Source organism: Streptomyces sp. 891-h, assembly GCF_022760275.1.
GTDB classification, from domain to species: Bacteria; Actinomycetota; Actinomycetes; order Streptomycetales; family Streptomycetaceae; genus Streptomyces; species Streptomyces spirodelae.
Window position 1 is genome coordinate 5,296,967 of record NZ_CP050693.1, and the last position, 19,411, is coordinate 5,316,377.

A 19,411-nucleotide genomic window follows, 5' to 3' on the forward strand; every position below is an offset into this window, starting at 1 on the left:
ACGGAACGAGGGAGCGGCCCGGCCAGTTTCCTGACCGGGTTCGGAGTCAGGAACTCAGCAGGTGCCCAGGGCCTTCTTCAGGGCCGCCTTCTCCTGGGAGTCCGCCGTCATGTCGTAGGTGTGCTTGACCCAGATCCACATGCGCGCGTAGGTGCAGTGGTAGGAGGACTTGGACGGCATCCATTCGGCGGGGTCCTTGTCGCCCTTCTCCTGGTTGACGTTGTCGGTGACGGCGAGCAGCTGGGCGATCTTCAGATTGTTGGCCAGTTCCTTGCGCTTGTCCTGGGTCCAGCCGGAGGCGCCGGAGCGCCAGGACTCGGCGAGCGGGACGACGTGGTCGATGTCCAGGTCGGAGGGCTTGGTCCAGGTCTCACCGTCGTAGGGGCTGGTCCAGCTGCCCTTCGTCGGGTAGCAGTCGCTGCCGGTCTCGACACCCTTGCCGTCCCGCTTGAGGACGGCCTCACGGGTGTTGCAGTTGTCACCCTGGTCGGCCCAGTGGGGGAATTTCTCGCGCGAGTAGCCGTCCATCGAGCCCTCGCCCTTCTCGGTGAGGTCGCCGAGCATGGTGGCGGCCTCCGAGGCGCTCGGCGGCGTGGGGGGCTCGGCCGCGGCGGGGGAGGCGCCCAGGGTGACGGCGACCAGTACGCCGCCGAGGGCTGCCGCCAGGGCCGCGAAGAGCGCCGACCAGCGTCGACGCGCGTAGAGGGCGAGGGTTGTCCGGTGCTTGTGCGCCATGCGAACTCCCGGTGTGTGGGGGGAAGTCGAGCGGTGCTGCCTGGTGGTGCTCGGGTGGTGCGGCTCACAGCCTGACGGTCGTGTGCACGTCACATCAAGAGCCTGCCCGGTAATACGCCTCCGGCCACACGCGATACACCCACCCGACGGATGCTGTACGGGAGTTGGACACCAGAGCGGTTTCCACCGCCCCCGGAGGCGCACTGCCCGTCTCGCTCCCCGACCCACTGCCCGACCCACTGCCGTTCCGTCCGCCGCGGACCAGCCGATCGCCCCCGGGGACGGACATCGCGTACAGTCGTACGCGTCTGAAGGGGAGTAGCTCTTCGCCGGACCGTCGACACACTGGCCCGCCGCGTGCGGGCCCGGCGCCCGGAGCGGGGCACCCGCCACCCGGTGGCGGTGCCGCGCCAGCGAGACCTTCGGCCGCAGTGTCCGCGTCCGTGCCCAGCGCACGGGCAGCCCATGACGCTGCCGTGCCGAAGTGTGCTCCCAGGGCCCGCGCCGGTGCGGCAGCCCGACCACGGAGGAAACCCCGTGCTCAGCCTCACCGTCGCCGCCGTCGTGTTCGGCGTCGTCTTCCTCGCCGAGCTGCCGGACAAGACGGCCCTTGCCGGGCTGATGCTCGGCACCCGCTACCGCGCGTCCTACGTCTTCGCGGGCGTCGCCGCCGCCTTCCTCGTCCACGTCACCCTCGCCGTCGCGGCGGGCAGTGTGCTGACCCTGCTGCCGCACCGGCTGGTGCAGGGCATCGTGGGCGTGCTGTTCCTGCTGGGCGCCGCGATGCTGCTGCTCAAGAAGGACGACGACGAGGAGGAGCAGGCCCGCAAGCCGGCCGATCAGTCGTTCTGGAAGGTGGCGGGCAGCGGTTTCATGCTGATCCTGGTCGCCGAGTTCGGCGATCTGACGCAGATCATGACCGCCAACCTCGCGGCGCGCTACGACGATCCCCTCTCGGTGGGGGTGGGCGCCGTGCTCGCACTGTGGGCCGTGGCCGCACTCGGCATCCTGGGGGGACGCACTCTGATGAAGTACGTCCCGCTGCGGCTGATCACCCGAATCGCCGCGCTGCTGATGCTGGCGCTGGCCGCGTTCAGCCTGTACGAGGCGCTGGCCTAGGGCCTGCCCGCGGGTCTTCCCCGCTCCCTCGAATGGAGGCCGTCGACGGGCTGCCCTGCACGCCGCGGGGCACCGTGGGCCTATGAGCGGGGAACACGCGGCGGAACCGGCACCCCCTCGCACACGCGGGGTACTGCTGCCGATCGGCGCGCTCCTGCTGGGGCTGCTGCTGGCCGCGCTCGACCAGACGATCGTCGCCACCGCGCTGCCCACCATCGTCAGCGACCTGGGCGGCATGGAACACCTGTCCTGGGTGGTGACCGCCTACCTGCTGGCCGTCACGGCGGCCACCCCGCTGTGGGGAAAGCTCGGCGACCAGTACGGGCGCAAACGCCTCTTCCAGACCGCCATCGTGATCTTCCTGGTGGGCTCCGCGCTGTGCGGGGTGGCGCAGGACATGCCGCAGCTCATCGGGTACCGCGCGGTGCAGGGCCTGGGCGGCGGGGGGCTGATCACGCTGTCCATGGCGATCGTCGGCGACCTGGTGCCGCCCCGGGAGCGCGGCCGCTACCAGGGCCTGTTCGGCGCGGTGTTCGGCACCACCAGTGTGCTCGGCCCGCTGCTGGGCGGGTTCTTCACCGAACATCTCGACTGGCGCTGGGTCTTCTACATCAACCTGCCGATCGGCGCGGTCGCCATGGTGGTGATCCTGCTCGCACTGCACATCCCGGTGCACGCCGAGCCGCACCGGATCGACTATCTGGGCACCTTCCTGATCGCCGCTGTCGCCACCTGTGTCGTACTGGTCACCTCACTGGGCGGCACCACCTGGCCGTGGAACTCCGCCCAGATCTACGGACTGTCCGTACTGGCCGTCCTCCTGCTCGGCTGGTTCGTCGTGGTGGAGCGCGGGGCCGCGGAGCCGGTGCTGCCGCCGAGCATCTTCGCCGTGCGCAACTTCACCCTCTGCGCGGTGATCAGTTTCGTCGTCGGCTTCGCCATGTTCGGCGCGCTGACCTACCTGCCGACCTTCCTCCAAGTGGTGCACGGAATCACACCCACGCTCTCGGGTGTGCACATGCTGCCGATGGTGCTCGGCCTGCTCCTCTCCTCCACGCTGTCCGGCCAGCTCATCACCCACACCGGACACTGGAAGATCTACCCCGTGGTGGGTACCGCGGTCACCACAGGGGGGCTGCTCCTGCTGCATGTGATGAGTCCGGACAGCTCGCAGTGGGAGATGGGCGCCTACTTCGCCGTCTTCGGCCTCGGCCTCGGACTGGTGCTGCAGGTGCTCGTACTGGTCGCGCAGAACGCCGTGCGCTACGAGGACCTGGGAGTGGCCACCTCCGGCGTCACCTTCTTCCGCTCGGTGGGCGCCGCGGTGGGTGTCGCCGTCTTCGGAGCCGTCTTCGCCTCCCGGCTGGGCAGCGAGCTCACCGAAGCGCTGCGCGGCCGCGCCCTGCCCGGCGGGGTCACCCCCGAGTCGCTTAGGCGGAACCCGCAGTCCATCGGGCGCCTCTCGCCCGGCGCCCGGCGCGGGGCACTGGAGGCCTACTCCACCTCCATCACGGACGTCTTCCTCTACGCCGCGCCGCTCGCCGCGCTGGCCTTCGTGCTGACCTGGCTGCTGCGCGAACAGCGGCTGCGGCGCAGCGTGCAGGTCCCCGACGAGAGCGAGACGCTGGGCGCCTGTCCCGTCGAACGCAGCCCCGCCGACGAGGTCACCCGGGCGCTCTCCCGGCTCAGCACCATCGAGGGGCGGCGCGACCTGTACGCGCGGATCGCCCACAGCGCCGGAGTCGACCTGGCCCCGGCCGCCACCTGGATGCTGCTGCGCGTCCACTTCGACGGCCCCGTCGAGCCCGCGCTGCTGGAGGACGCGGGGGTGGTACCGCGCCGGGTCGTCGCCGACGGGGCCCGGGAGCTGGAGGAGCGCGGGCTGGCCACCCGCGCGGGCCTGGAGCTGGTGGCGACACCGCGTGGCGAACAGGCGGCGCGTGCCCTCTCCGACGCCCGCCAGGAGCAGCTTGCCGAGCTGCTGGGCGACTGGTGGACACCGGAGCGTCCCACGGACCTGACGGAGCTGGTACGGCAATTGAACGCGGAGACCGGGCAGGCGGAACCACCTCGGACGGTGTGAGGCACCGGTGGCCTCCTCCGGTGGCCTCCTCCGGCGGCCGGGCTCGGCTGGCCTCGGCCGGGCTCGGCCGGGCGGCTTCCGGAGACCGTCCGGGGCCGCGGCTCAGTCGTGCTGGAACCGGTCGATCGAGTACGACCATTCCGCCCCTGTCAGGCTTTTCCCGTGCGCTTGACCCTGACCGACCTCGACCGCGTATGGTCCAGCACTGGACAGTTGCCGACGATTCGGGTACGCCCGCCGTGAACCGGACGGTGCGGCTGTGCCAGGGGAGGGGACCGGATGACGGGGGACGGGCGATGTCCCGAGTGCGGCGGAAACGAGCAGCTCTGCGCACACGCTGAACCGGCGGCCACGGACGGCCGACCTGACGACCGATCTGACGACCGCGGCGGAGCCCCGTACGAACCGGAGGACCCGCTGCACATCCGCCCCTATGTGCAGCTCCGTGAGAACGGTCCGACGCACCCCGCCGAGCAGGTGCCTGACGGAGCGGCGGACGGCACAGGGAACGAGGCGGCCCCGGACGACGCCCATGTGCCGCTGCCCGATCTGTCGCCGTTCGCGGTACACGGCACGGACGAGACCGCCGAGTTGCCCGCCGTCACCGGATCGGGTGGCGGATCGGGTGATGAACGCGCCAGGACCCGTCGCGGGGGCGCCGGCGCCGCCAAGGGAGCCGCACCCGCCGACCACCGCAGGCCGCGCGAGCGCCGCAGACCCAGCACGGCGGTGTTCGCCGGGGTCGGGGTGGCGGCCGTGCTCGGCGGCGGCCTGCTGACCACTCAGCTCCTCACCGACAACGGCAGCCGCTCCGGGGACGGCCGCGCACTGCGCCATATGCCGACCGGAGCGCCCACACACACCCCGCCCACCCCTTCCCCGTCCACCGAGGAGAAGCCGGAGCGCGGCGAGCGGCCCCGGCCCACTCCCTCCCGTGCCGGCGCCTCCGCGACGCCCCGCGCCGACCGGGACAGCGGCGAGCACACCGCGAGCCCGTCCCCCTCCCGGGGCGGCAAGAAACACGCGTCCGGCAAGCCGGGCTCCTCCGGGAAGGGGGAGCGGGGCCACGACGGCCGGCGGCCACGGTGGCCGGGCCATTCCTCGGACGAGACCCTGCGCCCCGGCGACTCCGGCACCGAGGTCGTCGAGCTCCAGCGCCGGCTGAAGCAGGTCGGCTACTACGACCGCAACGCGCCGGAGGACGGCGAGTACTCCTCCCAGGTCCAGGAGGCGGTCTTCCGCTACCAGGCGCGCCACCACCTGTGGGACGACACCCCCGGTGAGTACGGCCCTGCGACCCGGCGCCATCTGGAGGCCAGGACGACGGGCTGAGCGGGATGACGTGCGGGGCTGGCCGGTTTGCCCGGCCGCTTTGTATGATGAGGAAACAAATGGTCCCGCCCGTGTCCCTCACCTGACGGGAGGGGCGTCCCTGACCGGCGGGCGGGCCATCTGTTCTCCACCTTTTGCTTGCCGTCCTGCGTTTCCAGACCCGCCCCCGCCCCCGTCCCTTCCCGTCAGCTTCCCCGTCCCTTTGCCGTCAGCTTTCCCGAGCTGTGCGCCGACGACTGCCCTCCGGGAGCCCTCGCATGTCCACACCGTCGCTCACCGTCCGCGCGCTGCTGCTCGACATGGACGGCACGCTGGTCAACTCCGACGCCGTCGTGGCACGGGTGTGGCGTGGCTGGGCCGTCGAGCAGGGCCTCGACCCGGACGAGGTGCTGCGGGTGGCACACGGCCGCCAGGGGCATCTGACGATGGCCACCCTGCTGCCGCACCGGCCCATGGAGCAGAACTACGCGGAGAACCGCCGCCTTCTCGCGATGGAGACCGCCGACACCGAGGGCATCGTCCCCGTTCCCGGCGCTCCCGCCTTCCTCGCGGCGCTCCAGGACCTGCCTCACGCGCTGGTGACCTCGGCCACCAGCGCACTGGCCGAGGCGCGGATGACCGCGGCAGGACTGCGCATGCCCGCGGTGCGCGTCACCGCCGCCGACGTCAGCGCGAGCAAGCCCGACCCGGAGGGCTTCCTCAAGGGCGCGGCGGAACTGGGCCATCACCCGGAAGAGTGCGTCGTGTTCGAGGACTCGGGCGCCGGGATCGCGGCCGGCCTGGCCGCCGGAATGCCGGTCGTCGGCGTCGGCACGCGCGCCCGGGAACACGGCCCCACCGTGCAGATACCGGATCTGGAGCAGGTGCGGGTCACCGGGCTCCCGGACGGCCGCGTACGCCTCACGTTCGACGGCTGAACCAGGGGCCGAGCCGACTCACTTCTTCGGCGGCGCCTGCTGGACGACCTCGAACGACCAGGTCTCCGAGTCGGTCGCCGCGGGCTTGGGGCGCTCGCCGCCGGCCTCGGCACCCGAGTCGGCCGGCTTGCCCTCCGTGCCGCTGTCAGCGCCCTTGGCACGCTGGTGTGCCTCCTTCATGGGGCCGTTCATCCACGCCTGGAAGGACTCCTCGTCCCTCCAGCGGGTGTAGACGAGGTAGCGGTCGCTGCCCTCCAGCGGACGCAGCAGTTCGAACCACTCGAACCCGTCGGCACTCTCCACGAAACCCTTGCGCGCCGCGAAGCGCTGCTCCAGTACCTCCCGCTGGTCGGCCGGTACGGTCAGCGCGTTGATCTTGACGATGCTCATGGGCCCATCCTGCCTCACCTCAGGGCCCGGCTCCGGCGTGGCGTCCTGTCGAGCGGAGCTGTCAGGCAGCGAGTAGGTTTCTGGCGTCTGACCTGAGGACGACCCTCAGGAATCGGGGGGATCCGGACAGGCGCGGGAATCCGCGGACGGCAGACCGGTGGACAGGACGGAGACGGCGGGGCGTGGCGGCGGAATCGGTGGCGGAGGGACCCAAAGGGCCGGACGGGGGCGGTGAATGGCATCCCTCCGGAGGCGGACCGTACCGGCGGCTGGTCCGGCAGTGGGAGCAACTGGGGTCCCGCTCGGGCATGCTGCTGGCGGGGCTGTGGCTGCTGGCGCTGGCGCTGGCCGTCCGGCAGGCGGCCGCCGTGCTGCGACTCCCCCAGGACGAGCGCCTCGTAGATCTGTTCACCTGGATCGGTGACAACGGCGTACTGCGGGTGCACGGTTCGCTCTACGACTCGGAGACGCCGTTCACCGGAACGCCCTTCGCCGGGCTGGTGCTCAAGCCGCTCACCCGGGCTGCTGAACAAGGGCTGGGTGTGGCCTGGACGTTCGGCACGCTGCTGCTGGTCGTCGCCCTGGGCGTGGTGGCCGCCCGCGCGCTGCCCGGGCCGCTCTCGCGGCGCACGGCGCTGTTCGCGGTGCCGGGCGCGCTGAGCCTGCTGGTCCTCTCGGTACCGGTGCGCAACACCTTCCACCTGGGCCAGACCAGCGTTCTGCCGGTGCTGCTGGTGTTGGTGGGCTGGCTGCTGGGGCGCGAGCGCGAACAGGGCGGACAGCGCGAACTCCGTGAACAGGGCCGGCGGTACGGCGCGCTCGTGAGCCGCTTCGGCGGGAGCGCGGGTGGCGTCGTGATCGGCGTCGCGGGTGCGCTGCAGCCCGCCACCTTGCTGTTCGTCCCGCTGCTGTGGCTCTCCGGGCGCCGCAGGGCGGCCGTGCTGGGCGGGGGAACGTTCCTCATCTGTACCCTCGCCACCTGGGCCACCATGCCGGACGACTCGTGGACGTACTGGGTGCACCATGTCGCGGGTGTCGGCCTGGGCGATACGGCGGACGCCACCGCCAACCAGTCGCTGCACGGCGCACTGCTGCGCGCCGGACTGCGCGGGGTGCCCGAAGCGGTGCTGCTGGCCGTACTGGTGGCCGCCGTGAGCTGGCTGGCGCTGCGCCGTGCGGTGCGTTACACGCGGGACGGTCAGTTGCTGCTGGCCGCGGCCGTCGTGGGCTGCGCCGCTGTGGTCGCTTCCCCGATGGCCTGGCAGCATCAGCAGCTCTGGGTGCTGCTGGCCGTGGTGGGCCGGGTCGGCCGGCGGACCGGGGACCGGCTGGTGTGGCCGGTTTTCGTGGTCCTGGTGATGACACTGGACGGCGCCGCACTGGTGCCCAAGGTCGCCGCGTTCGCGATGCTCGGCGAGAACGCGGTACTGCTCGCCGCACTGCTGGGCTCCTGCGCGGTCCCGTTCCTGACCCGCGACTCGGCCGCCTGGTCACAGCCGCAGCACTCGGGACCGCTGAGCCGCCCCAACCTGCTGCTGGAACTGCTGCTGATCCGCGTCGGCTACTGGGCGTACTCCTACGTCCGTGGCCACGCGCCCGATTCACGTTCCCTGGCCGAGGGGCACGGCGACCAGATACTGACGGCCGAGTCCTTCCTCCATATCGACATCGAGCACAGTCTCAACAAACTGGCCGCACGCACGGAGTGGCTGCGGGACGCCTGCGACACCTACTACACGACATTCCACTTCCTGGTGCCCATCACCCTGTTGGCCTTCCTGTACATGCGCCGAGTGCCGCAGTACCGGGCGGCTCGCACCGCGCTGAGCTTCGCCACGCTGCTCGGGCTGGTCGGATTCTGGCTCTACCCACTGGCGCCGCCCCGGCTGATGCCCGGCCTGGGCTACATCGATACGGCCCACGGCCCCCAGGATCTGTCCAACCCGGACTTCGGCGCCCTGACGCAGCTGTCCAACCAGTACGCGGCGATGCCCTCGCTGCACGTGGGCTGGTCGCTGTGGTGTGCGATCGTCGTCTTCTTCCTCACCCGCAGCCGTTGGCTGCGGGCGCTGGGCGCGCTCTATCCGCTGATGACGACGTTCGTGGTGATGGCCACCGCCAACCACTATCTGCTCGACGCGGTCGGCGGCGTCGCCGTCGTGACGGCCGGCTTCCTCGGCCAGCGGTGGCTCGCCCGAATCCGCGGCGTGGGGGGCGAGGCGGCCACGCAGACGGCGGAAGACGGGGCTGCGGCCGGGGACGGGACGGTGACCGAAGAGCCGTCGAAGCCAGATAACGAGGCACCGGTGAAGCCGGGGGCCGAGGCGTCGGCGAGCTCCCGCGGGGCTCAGCCGTAGTCGACGCGCAGCTCCTTGATCCCGTTGAGCCAGGCGGAGCGGAGCCTGCGCGGGCCCGGTCCGGCGAGGGAGATGCTGGGGGCGAGGTCGGCCACGGCGTTGAAGATCAGGTTGATCTCCAGCACGGCGAGGCTCTTGCCGAGACAGAAGTGCGGGCCACCGCCCCCGAATCCGAGGTGGGGGTTGGGGTCACGGGTGATGTCGAACTGGTGCGGGTCCTCGAACACCTCGGGGTCGTTGTTGGCCGAGGAGTAGAAGAGACCGATCCGCTCGCCCGCGGAGATCTTCTGGCCGGCCAGCTCGGTGTCCTGGGTCGCGGTGCGTTGGAAGGAGACCACTGGTGTGGCCCAGCGCACGATCTCCTCCGCCGCCGTATCGGGGCGTTCACCGCGGAAGAGCTCCCACTGGTCGGGGTGGGTGAGGAAGGCGTGCATGCCGTGACTGATGGCGTTGCGCGTGGTCTCGTTGCCCGCGACGGCCAGCAGGATGACGAAGAAGCCGAACTCGTCCGGGTTGAGATTGCCCTCGCCCTCGGCCGCCACGAGGCGGCTGACGATGTCCCCGGCGTACCGGGCCGGGCACTCCTTGCGGGCCTCGGCCATCGTCATCGCGTACGAGACGAGCTTCGCCGCCGACTGGGTGCCGATCTCCTCGGTGATGGCGTACTCGGGGTCGTCGTAGGCGACCATCTTGTTGGACCAGTCGAAGATACGGGACCGGTCCTGTTGAGGGATGCCGATGAGTTCGGCGATGGCCTGGAGCGGCAGTTCGACGGCGATGTCGGTGACGAAGTCGCCGCTGCCCCTGTCCCTGGCCTCCCGTACGATGCGCTCCGCGCGCTCACGCAGGGCGTTCTCCAGCGCCCGGATGGCGCGGGGCGTGAAGCCGCGCTGCACGATCTGGCGGACCCGGGTGTGCTCGGGCGGGTCCATATTGAGCATGATCAGCTTCTGGACGTCTATCTGGTCGCGGCTCATATGGTCGGCGAACCGGATGACCGCGGTGTTGAGATTGGAGGAGAACAGCTCGGGGCGGGTGGACACGTCCTTGACGTCCGCGTGGCGTGTCACCACCCAGTACCCCTCGTCGTCGAAGCCGGCCACACCGCGCGGCTGCCGGTTCCACCACACGGGAGCCGTCTCGCGCAGCAGGGCGAACTCGGGCAGCGGGACGCGCTCTTGGTAGACGTCCGGATCGGTGAAGTCGAACCCGTCGGGCAGCGCTGGACAGGAGGACATCGGCAGCTCAGCTCCCTCTTCGACGTGCTGACGGCTCGTCCTGCCACGCCCAGGAGCCGCTTCCCGGAGCGTTTCCTGACGGCACGTCAGAATCGCCCCGAAGGTAGTAACGGGTTCTACAACTGGCAAGGGGTGTGTCGCCGGTACTTGCGCGGCCTCTCGCCCGGTTCTTGTGTACGGAGCGTAGGGCAAAGATCGGCGCGGAGTGCACATAGGGCGTGCAAGACCCTTGCGCCGCGGTGAGGGTGCTCCGCACACTGACCGAAGAACTAGAACGCGTACTAGTTGTGCTGGTGGGGAGCCAGCCGGGCTGGAGAGGACGACTCATGGCCGCCGAACCCGTCATCGTCGAAGCGGTACGCACCCCCATCGGCAAGCGCGCCGGCGCCCTGGCCAACCTGCACCCGGCCTACCTGCTGGGAGAGACCTACCGCGAACTGCTCGGCCGCACCGGCATCCCCGCCGACTGCGTCGAACAGATCGTCGGCGGCACCGTCACCCACGCCGGAGAACAGTCCATGAATCCGGCCCGCAACGCCTGGCTGACCGTCGGCCTGCCCTACGAGACCGCCGCCACCACCGTCGACTGCCAGTGCGGCTCCTCCCAGCAGGCCAACCACATGGTCGCCAACATGGTCGCCGCCGGAGTCATCGACATCGGCATCGGCTGCGGCGTCGAAGCCATGTCCCGGGTGCCGCTGGGCAGCGGCTCCAAAGGCGGGCCGGGCAAACCCTGGCCCGACGAGTGGAACGTCGACCTGCCCAACCAGTTCGAGGCCGCCGAACGCATCGCCCGCCACCGGGGCCTCACCCGGGAACGCGTCGACTCCCTCGGCCTCCTCTCCCAGGAGCGCGCCGCCACCGCCTGGGCCGAAGAGCGATTCAAGCGGGAGACCTTCGCCGTCCAGGTGCCCACCACCGAGGAGGAACAGGCCGCGGGTCAGGGCATGTGGCGCCACGTCGACCGCGACGAGGGGCTGCGCGACACCTCCATGGAAGCCCTCGCCGGGCTCAAACCCGTCATGCCGACCGCCGTGCACACCGCCGGGAACTCCTCCCAGATCTCCGACGGCGCCGCCGCCGTGATGTGGGCCTCCAAGCGTATGGCCCGCGCGCTCAAACTCCGTCCGCGCGCCCGGATCGTGGCCCAGGCCCTGGTCGGCTCCGACCCCCACTTCCACCTGGACGGGCCCATCGACGCCACCCGCGCGGTCCTCGGCAAGGCCGGTATGACCCTCGACGACATCGACCTGGTCGAGATCAACGAGGCCTTCGCCTCCGTCGTGCTCTCCTGGGCCCAGGTCTTCGAACAGGACCTGACGAAGGTCAACGTCAACGGGGGCGCCATCGCTCTCGGCCACCCCGTCGGCGCGACCGGAGCGCGGCTGATCACCACCGCGCTCCACGAACTCGAACGTGCAGACAAGGAGTTCGCCCTGATCGCCATGTGTGCGGGCGGCGCGCTCTCCACGGCCACCATCATCCAGCGGTTGTAGCGGTTGTAGCGGTTGTTGTGGCTGTAGTGGTTGGCGCGGTAGGCGACTTCGCGAGGTCACGCCCCGAAGGGGCCCGGGGGACTGCGCGACAAGCCTAGGCGGCGGGGCCGGTCGCGCCGTTCAGCAACGTCATCGCCGCGGAGCGGGCATGCTGCGCCGGGGCCGGCGAGTCGGTGATGGAGGCGTTGCTCATCGCCCCGTCGAGCAGCACGGCCAACTGCGCCGCCAGCCACTCGGGTTCCGCCGCGCCGGTCTCGTGGGCCAGGTCCTTGAGATAGGTGCGGACCGCCGTCTTGTGGTCGCGCACGGCGTCGGCCACCGCCTCGGAGTCCGCGCCCAGTTCGCCGAAGGCGTTTATGAACGCGCAGCCGTGGAAGTCCGGCCCGTCCACCCAGTCGTAGAGCCAGTCGAAGACCGCGAGCACCCGCTCCTGGGGATCGGTGTGCCGGGCCACGCGCTCCTCGAGCGCCGTCCGGGCCCACCGGTCCCGGCGGCGCAGATACGCCTCGACCAGGGCGCCCTTGGACGGAAAGCACTTGTAGATCTTCTTCAGTGAGACGCCGGAGGCGTCGCGGATCCGGTCCATGCCCACGGCCTGCACACCGTGTTCATAGAAGAGCGCGTCCGCCGCGCTGAGAATGCGAGCCGCGGTCGTGGCTTCGCTGTCCATGCTCTCCGTACTCCCCGCTTCTCCCCGTCTCCCCATGCCTTGAGAACCGCCGTTCTCTAGGATACAGTCTTGCTTGGCCGGGAGAACGGACGTTCTCCGGGTCATCAACGGGGAGAACGGGGGAACCCAAGCATGGCCGAGCAGACGTTGCGGAACTGGACAGGCTTGGGTGAGCCGGCGGGGACCGGGCTGTTCGCAGTCCCGGTCGCCGTCGGCGCACACGACACTGCCGCGCTGCCGAAGACCGCACTCCTCGCGACCAGCGGGCGCCGTGCGCGCCCGTCGGCGCGAGCCGAGTGGAGGCATGGAGTCGCCGTGCCGTCCGCGGGACGGATATCCAACCGGCGGCCGACCGGCACTGGTACCGGCGCCACCACCTGCCGTGGCCGCCACGCCGAGACCAGACCCTTGCGGCGCACCGGCCGTCACATAACCGGCCTCATAGGCGCCGGCGCCGGCCCTGCCGCCCGCGGCTGAGCGCAGAGCCCGCCGCACCACCGGAGCACACCGGCACACAGGCCCGCAGCACCCCGCCGCATCCCGGGAGCCCACCCGATCCCCGGGGCCGATGCGAGGCCGTGTCGCCGGGGCGGAGCCGCGAGTCCGCGTAACCAGCGGTACTCGCTCCAACGCCCGTGTTCCTGCCCGTCGGGGTCGGGCAGGAACACGGGAACCTCACTCCTTCACCGGCTCCTCAGCCTGCGAAGGCGGCTGGTCACGCTCCGACCGTTGATCGCGCTCCTGCCCCGACGGCTCGAACACCGGTGAGGCGTCGAAGGCGGCGCGACGGGTGGCCCTGCGCAGCGCGCGCAGCACCGTACCGCCCAGCGTCAGGGTCAGTACGACGGTCAGCAGCGCTCTGGGCACATCCCAGCCGAGCGAGGTCGCCAGCACATAGGCGCCGTAGCGGGCGAGGTTCTCCTGGAGGGGATCACCGGGCACGAACGAGACACCCGAGCCGAGCCCCGCGATGTAGGGCCAGCCCTGCAGATTCATGATCAGGCCGTAGAGCAGCGCGGAAACCGCTCCATAGACGGAGAGGAGGAGGAGTTCACGCCGGCCCCGAACCGTGCCGGGGCCCGGCAGCAGGCCCGCACCCATGGACACCCAGCCCATGGTGAGCATCTGGAACGGCATCCACGGACCCACCCCACCGGTGAGCAGGGCACCGGCGAACATCGAGACAGCACCGAGAACGAACCCGAAGCCCGGCCCCAGCACCCGGCCGGAGAGCACCATCAAGAAGAACATCGGCTCCAGACCAGCGGTGCCCGCGCCCAGCGGCCGCAGCGCGGCACCGGCCGCGGCCAGCACGCCCAGCATGGCCACGGCCTTGGCATCCAGCCCGGTCTCGGAGACGGTCGCCACGGCGACAGCGAGCAGAAGGGGGAGCAGTGCGGCGAAGAGCCAGGGGGCGTCCTGCGAGTGCGCCAACCCGGAGGTCCGGTCGGCCAGCAGGGGCCAGCCGAACGCGACAACACCGGTGGCGCTGGTGAGAGCCAGCGCGGCGATGGACTTCGGCCCGAGCCGGACGGCCCGGACGGGCTGGATGGACCGGACGCCCGGGCCGTCCGGGGCGGTCTGGACGGCCGGGGCGGTCTGGACGGGCTCAGGTGTCGCCGATGCCGGGGGCGTCGGGGATGCGGGCGGCGCCGGGGAGTCCTGGTCTGCCGGGACCGACGGGGCAGCGCGGTCGGTCCGGCGAGGCCACGGCGGGGCGGGCCGGCGGATCACAGCGCCTCCCGTACCTGGCTGACCGTCAGCCAGGGTTGTGGAGCAAGGATCTTGGAGACCTGTGGAGCGTAAGCGGGGGAGGAGGTGACGACCTCGTCGGTGGGCCCGTCGGCCACGGGCTCGCCCTGGGCAAGGACGACGACGCGGTGCGCCAGCTCCGCGACGAGCTCGACATCGTGGGTGGCCAGCACGATGGCATGGCCATCGGTCGCCAGTTCGCGCAGCAGCGTGACCAGCCGGTCCTTGGCGGCGTAGTCCAGCCCTCGGGTGGGCTCGTCCAGCAACAGCAGCGGCGGTCGTGCCGTGAGGATGATCGACAGGGCGAGGGCCAGCCGTTGGCCCTCCGACAGATCGCGGGGGTGCGTCGTGTCAGAGATACCAGGGAGCAGCCGGGAGACCAGCGCCCGGCAAGTGCCGGGCTCGGCCTCGGCGTCCGCGTCCGCCGCCCGGCACTCGTGGGCAACGGTCTCCGCGTAGAGCAGATCGCGTGGCTCCTGCGGCACCAGGCCGACATGGCGGAGGAGCTCGGTCGGCCGCGTACGGTGAGGAGTCCTGCCGCCCACGGTGACCTCGCCCGAGGTGGGCTTGTGCATGCCGGCCAGGGTGTTCAGCAGAGTGGACTTTCCCGCTCCGTTGCGCCCCATGAGGGCCACGGTCTCTCCCGCCCCGAGGGAGAGGGACACATGGTGAAGGGCGGTGACACGGCCACGGACAAGGGTCAGCCGTGAGACCTCCGCGAGCGGCCGCGCACCCTGCGGGGCGGGCTGCGGGCCGGGCGCCACTGACCCGGCCGGGAACCGGGAGGCGGCGCCGGTGCCGGGGTTGGCGGTGGGGGAGAGGCGCGGGGCAAGGCGGTCGCGGAGTGGGCCTGCCCTGCGGCGGGCGTCCCGCACCGAGAGCGGAAGGGGGTCCCAGCCGGCGAGCTCGCCCAGTTCCACGACGGGCGGCCGCACGGGTGAGAGGGCAAGCAGGGCGGCGGGCTCCCCGAGCTGCGCCGTTCCACGAGGGGAGGGAAGGGCCGGAGGGGACGGAGGGGACGAAGCGGAGGGAGGCACGTTCGACAACTCCTCCTCCGGCGCCAGCAGCAGCACCTGGTCCGCGTACTGCACCACGCGCTCCAGCCGGTGTTCGGCCATCAGGACGGTGGTGCCCAGGTCGTGGACGAGCCGCTGCAGGACGGCCAGCACCTCCTCGGCGGCGGGCGGGTCCAGCGCGGAGGTGGGTTCGTCGAGGACGAGAACCTTGGGGTGCGGGGTGAGGACGGAGCCGATGGCCACGCGCTGTTGCTGGCCACCGGAGAGGGAGGTGATGGGACGGTCCCGTAGCTCGTTGAGACCCAGCAGGTCGAGGGTTTCCTCCACGCGGCGGCGCATGGTGCCGGGGGGCAGGCCGAGGGACTCCATGCCGTAGGCCAGCTCGTCCTCGACCGTGTCGGTGACGAAGTGGGCGAGCGGGTCCTGGCCCACGGTGCCCACGACGTCGGCGAGTTCGCGGGGCTTGTGGGTACGGGTGTCGCGGCCCGCCACGGTGACCCGGCCGTGCAGGGTGCCACCGGTGAAGTGCGGTACCAGCCCGGAGACGGTGCCCAGCAGGGTGGATTTGCCCGCTCCGCTCGGGCCGATGAGCAGGCACAGTTCACCCTCCGGGAGGTGGGCGTCCACTACCGGGAGGGCGGGGGCCTTCGCGCCGTCGTGGACGACGGTGACCTGGTCGAAGGTGATCACTGGGGACTCTCCTCGTCGTGCTCCCGGCCGCGGAGCGCCCGTGGCGTGCGGAGCGCCGGTGACGTGCGGTGCGTGCGGGGCCGTGGCACCTCGGCGCCCTCCTCGGCCGCGCCCTCGTCGGCGGCGGCCTCGTCGGCGCCGCTCCCCTTGGCGGCGCTCTTGTCGGCGGCGGGCTGTGCGGCGGCGGGGTGCGCGGTGGCGGGCTGTGCGGTGCGTACGGGAGAGGGTGTGGGCTTGCCCGGGGTGGGTGGGGGTGCGGGGGCGAGGGCGGCGGGGAGGAGGCCGAGGAGAACGGCGGCGGCCGGCCAGAGGGGGAGGTCAGGCGCGGTGAGCGGGACGGCAGGCGGATTCAGCGATGCGGGCAGCACGTCGGCGGCCGTGATCATAAGGGCGCCCACGGCGGCGCCGGACGCGGAGACCAGCCAGGCGCGTATGCCCCAGCGGTCGGGGCGGTAGCGGGTACGGGCTGCCCGCTTGCCGCCCAGCCACAGCCCGGCCAGCGCGAGGGCCAGACCGGCCAGCAGTACGGGCAGGCCGAAGCCCGCTCCCTCGGCGGCGAGCAGACCGTAGGTGCCGGCGCAAACGCCCAGCAGTCCGCCGAGGGTCAGCGCTGTGGTGGTGTGCCGGACGGCGGTCGGTACCCGTGCGGTACGGCCGTAGCCGCGCGCGTCCATCGCCGCCGCGAGCGCCACCGAGCGCTCCAACGCGCCCTCCAGTACGGGCAGTCCCACTTGGAGTACGCCGCGCAGACCCCGGTCGTCCCGCCCCCGCAGCCTGCGCGCCGCCCGCAGCCGTCGTACGTCGGCGACCAGGTTGGGGGCGAAGGTCATCGCGACCACGACCGCCACACCTGCCTCGTACAGTGCGCCCGGCAGGGACTTGAGCAGCCGGGCCGGATTGGCCAGCGCGTTGGCGGCGCCGACGCACACCAGGAGAGTCGCCAGTTTCAGCCCGTCGCACAGCGCGAAGACCATGCCTTCCGCCGTCACCCTCCCCCCGATCCGCACGCCGCGTGCCCAGTCGGGCAGGGGTACCTCGGGCAGTTCGGCGAGCACATGGCTGCCGGGGATGGGCGAGCCGAGGAAGAAGGCGAACACCAGACGGATGGCCAGCACGAGGACGCCCAGCTTGAGGAACGCCGAGTAGGAGCGGGCCCAAGGCGCGTCGGTGCGGCGTACTGCGACGACATAGCCCGCCACCACGATCAGCAGGGCGAGGAGGAGGGGGTTGGTGGTACGGGAGGCGGCGGTGGCCAGGCCCAGGGCCCAGAGCCACCAGGCCCCCGGGTGGAGAGCGGTGCTACGGGTCGAGAGCGGTGCTCTCAGGTGAGAGCGGCGTCGCGATGCACGAGCCCCCGCCTCCGTGGCGAGCGGTGCTCTCGACGTGGAGCGGTGCATCAGCTACTGCTTCCGGCGGCGCGCCTGCCACAGCGCCGCGGCGCCGAGGATCCCCACAGCCGCAACCCCCGCCGCGAGCCCCAGCCCCGTCGACAGGCCGTCCCCTTGACCGCCCCCGCCGTCACCGCTGCGGTCGCTGCTGCCGGTGCCGGTGCCGGTGCCGTTGCTGTCGGAGCTCTTCTCGTTCTCGCTCCCGCCCTCGCGCCCACCCTCGCCGTTCTTCTCGTTCCCATCGCCGGTCTTCGCCTGCTCGCCGCATCCCTTGGCCGGGTAGTGGTCGATGGCGCACAGCAGTGCTTCGGAGTTGTAGCGCAGGGGCCCGGCCACCTTGGCGAGGGCATCGGCGGCGGTCCCGTTCCCCGGGATGCGGGCGCAGCCGGTGCGGGGTGCCGGCGGTTTCCGGGACTCGCCCTTGGGCGCGTCGGCGCGGACACCGAAGTCGATGCGGACGGCGACCCGCTTGCTGCCGTCCTTGGCCGCTGTCCGGGCGCAGGCGTCGGTGAACGAGACGGCGCCGCGCGGGGTGTCGGCCTGCTGCGAGTTGGTACTCAGGGCGAACCGGAAGCCCACGGTGTCGCCGTCCTCGGGGCGCAGGGTGGCCGGTCCCTCGGTGGCGTACGACCACGAGCCGTCCTTCTTCTGCTGCCAGAACGACCAGTAGCGGTAGCCGTCCGAGTCCGCGGTCGCCGCCATGGGTGCGGCCGCAGCTGCTGGGGCGGCCGCCGCCGCGGATGCGGCCCCCGCTGCGGAGGCCGTTGCCATGGTGGTGGTCGGCAGCAGTACGAGGGCCGCGAGGGCGGTTGCCGTCCGGGCGCTCACAGTTGCTGCCTCTTGCGGCGGCCGCTCAGCAGGATGCCGAAGCCGGCGCCGATGGCGAGACCGACCAGGATGAACGCCCAGACGGGGATGGTGGTGCCGTCGTCCTTCTTCTCGGAGGAGGACGAGTCCCCGTCGGCGGCGGGCATCTTGGCGGGCTTGGGCCCGGTGTGGTTGAGGCGCGAGAGCAGGTCGGTGCCGCCGAGCTCGCCGGGGTCACCGCCCGTGGCGCGGGAGGCGAGCATGAGGGAGCTGATGGCGGCCGGATCGTTCTTGGCCTTGTCCCACTTGTCGAGGTTCTTCGCGAGCCAGTTCAGGGAGGACTTGGCCGCTTTCAGGTGACCGCCGGCGGCCAGCGCGACGACGGCGTCCGCGGTGTTCCCGTAGTCGGGCTGCTTCTTGGAGGCGCCCGGCATGACCGTACTGAAGTGGTCGCCGTTCTTCTCCAGCGTCGCGGCCAGATACGCGGCGCCCGCGCCCGCCGCCGCCTTCCGGCCACCCGGGACACCCTTGCCGTCCCCGCCGTTCCCACCGTCCCCGTCGTTCCCGCTGTCCCCGCCGTCCGCACCTGTGGCGCACTTCAGCGGTGTGACGGGCTTGTCCTCGGCGTCCTTGGCGGGCGGCTCGGTCAGGGCGCCCTTGCCCAGCGCGGCGAGGGAGGCGGCAGCGGTGGCGTCCGCGTTCGGGACGAGCTTGCCCTTCTTGTCCGGCTGGTAGGCGAAGGCACCCTGCTGGCCCCGGGCCTCCTCGATGCCCTTGGAGCCGCAGGTCAGCTGGAAGGAGAGCAGCGCGTCGTACGGCGACTTGCCGCCCTCGGCCGTGGTCTTCCTCGGGTCCTCACCCGCGGCGTGCAGGGCGCCGATGGCCAGCGAGGTGGAGTTGGCGTCCGAGGGGGCGTGCGGGGCGCTGCCCCAGCCGCCGTCCTTGTTCTGGACCGAGATCAGCCACTCCACCGCCTCGCGTACGGCGTCGCTCCGGCCGCCGACGGCGGCGAGAGCCTGCACGGCGAGGGCGGTCGCGTTGGTGTCCGAGGGGGTGGCGTCCGGGTCGCACTTCCCGGTGGTGTCGGCGCGGTACGCGGTGAACGAGCCGTCGGCGCACTGCTGTTCGGTGAGCCAGTCCACGGCCTTCTTGGCGGGGACCGCACCGGCACCGTCCAGCGCCAGCAGCGCCATCGACTGCCGCCACACCCCGTCGTACTTCGGATCAGCCGTCCCGTAGAGCCCGTCCGGCAGCTCGGACGGCTTCTCGGCGACACGGGCCCCCCGTGAAGCGACGTGGGGCGCGGAGGGTGCGGCGGATGCCACGGGTGCGGCTGTCGCGCACAGCACGGTGGCGGCGGCGAGGACCGTGGCGCGGCGGCGGCGCGGTGACATTGCGAGTGCCTTTCGGTGACGGGAGCG

The 19,411-nt window shown here is 71.7% G+C and carries 15 protein-coding genes; 6 read left to right on the forward strand and 9 right to left on the reverse strand.

Annotation, left to right across the window (positions count from 1 at the left end; genetic code table 11):
* Positions 1-54: 54 nt before the first annotated feature.
* Positions 55-735 carry an HNH endonuclease family protein gene (locus HC362_RS23220; RefSeq protein WP_243085912.1) on the reverse strand — a complete coding sequence of 227 codons (681 nt, stop codon included), beginning with the start codon at positions 733-735 and terminating at the stop codon, positions 55-57.
* Positions 736-1,272: 537 nt separating this feature from the next.
* Between HC362_RS23220 and HC362_RS23225 the strand changes: the two genes are divergently transcribed.
* From HC362_RS23225 to HC362_RS23240, 4 genes are all read left to right on the forward strand, one after another.
* Positions 1,273-1,854 (forward strand): TMEM165/GDT1 family protein, encoded by a 582-nt coding sequence (locus HC362_RS23225; protein ID WP_243085913.1) that lies wholly within the window; start codon positions 1,273-1,275, stop codon positions 1,852-1,854.
* Between the two features lie 82 nt (positions 1,855-1,936).
* The gene (locus tag HC362_RS23230) at positions 1,937-3,937 is read left to right on the forward strand and encodes an MDR family MFS transporter (RefSeq protein ID WP_243085914.1); all 2,001 of its coding nucleotides are present in this window, start codon (positions 1,937-1,939) and stop codon (positions 3,935-3,937) included.
* A 279-nt stretch (positions 3,938-4,216) separates the two neighbouring features.
* The gene (locus HC362_RS23235) at positions 4,217-5,269 is read left to right on the forward strand and encodes a peptidoglycan-binding domain-containing protein (protein ID WP_243085915.1); all 1,053 of its coding nucleotides are present in this window, start codon (positions 4,217-4,219) and stop codon (positions 5,267-5,269) included.
* Positions 5,270-5,526: 257 nt separating this feature from the next.
* A complete protein-coding gene (locus tag HC362_RS23240) occupies positions 5,527-6,186 on the forward strand; it encodes an HAD-IA family hydrolase (RefSeq protein ID WP_243085916.1) in 660 nt (219 codons plus the stop codon).
* A gap of 18 nt (positions 6,187-6,204) precedes the next feature.
* On the opposite strand, the gene HC362_RS23245 is transcribed toward HC362_RS23240, so the two are convergent.
* Positions 6,205-6,576, reverse strand: a complete 372-nt coding sequence (locus HC362_RS23245; protein WP_243085917.1) for an antibiotic biosynthesis monooxygenase — start codon at positions 6,574-6,576, stop codon at positions 6,205-6,207.
* Positions 6,577-6,884: 308 nt separating this feature from the next.
* Between HC362_RS23245 and HC362_RS23250 the strand changes: the two genes are divergently transcribed.
* Positions 6,885-8,933: a bifunctional glycosyltransferase 87/phosphatase PAP2 family protein gene (locus HC362_RS23250; protein ID WP_243088770.1), complete on the forward strand. Its 2,049-nt coding sequence runs from the start codon at positions 6,885-6,887 to the stop codon at positions 8,931-8,933.
* Here HC362_RS23250 and HC362_RS23255 read toward each other — a convergent pair.
* Positions 8,924-10,171, reverse strand: coding sequence for a cytochrome P450 (locus HC362_RS23255; RefSeq protein ID WP_243085918.1), 1,248 nt, complete (start codon positions 10,169-10,171; stop codon positions 8,924-8,926). The two genes, HC362_RS23250 and HC362_RS23255, sit on opposite strands and share 10 nt — an antisense overlap.
* 326 nt (positions 10,172-10,497) lie before the next feature.
* Between HC362_RS23255 and HC362_RS23260 the strand changes: the two genes are divergently transcribed.
* The gene (locus tag HC362_RS23260) at positions 10,498-11,667 is read left to right on the forward strand and encodes a steroid 3-ketoacyl-CoA thiolase (RefSeq protein WP_243085919.1); all 1,170 of its coding nucleotides are present in this window, start codon (positions 10,498-10,500) and stop codon (positions 11,665-11,667) included.
* A 94-nt stretch (positions 11,668-11,761) separates the two neighbouring features.
* On the opposite strand, the gene HC362_RS23265 is transcribed toward HC362_RS23260, so the two are convergent.
* From HC362_RS23265 to HC362_RS23290, 6 genes are all read right to left on the reverse strand, one after another.
* Positions 11,762-12,337 carry a TetR/AcrR family transcriptional regulator gene (locus tag HC362_RS23265; RefSeq protein ID WP_243085920.1) on the reverse strand — a complete coding sequence of 192 codons (576 nt, stop codon included), beginning with the start codon at positions 12,335-12,337 and terminating at the stop codon, positions 11,762-11,764.
* Positions 12,338-13,012: 675 nt separating this feature from the next.
* Entirely contained in the window at positions 13,013-13,888 is an 876-nt protein-coding gene (locus HC362_RS23270) for an ECF transporter S component (protein WP_243088771.1), read from the reverse strand.
* A 179-nt stretch (positions 13,889-14,067) separates the two neighbouring features.
* Positions 14,068-15,795: an ABC transporter ATP-binding protein gene (locus tag HC362_RS23275; RefSeq protein ID WP_243085921.1), complete on the reverse strand. Its 1,728-nt coding sequence runs from the start codon at positions 15,793-15,795 to the stop codon at positions 14,068-14,070.
* Positions 15,792-17,192 (reverse strand): CbiQ family ECF transporter T component, encoded by a 1,401-nt coding sequence (locus HC362_RS23280; protein WP_243085922.1) that lies wholly within the window; start codon positions 17,190-17,192, stop codon positions 15,792-15,794. The genes HC362_RS23275 and HC362_RS23280 overlap by 4 nt, the downstream gene beginning before the upstream one ends.
* Positions 17,193-17,195: 3 nt before the next feature.
* Positions 17,196-18,011 carry an SCO2322 family protein gene (locus HC362_RS23285; protein WP_243085923.1) on the reverse strand — a complete coding sequence of 272 codons (816 nt, stop codon included), beginning with the start codon at positions 18,009-18,011 and terminating at the stop codon, positions 17,196-17,198.
* Positions 18,008-19,384, reverse strand: a complete 1,377-nt coding sequence (locus HC362_RS23290; protein WP_243085924.1) for a prenyltransferase/squalene oxidase repeat-containing protein — start codon at positions 19,382-19,384, stop codon at positions 18,008-18,010. The genes HC362_RS23285 and HC362_RS23290 overlap by 4 nt, the downstream gene beginning before the upstream one ends.
* Positions 19,385-19,411: the final 27 nt, after the last annotated feature.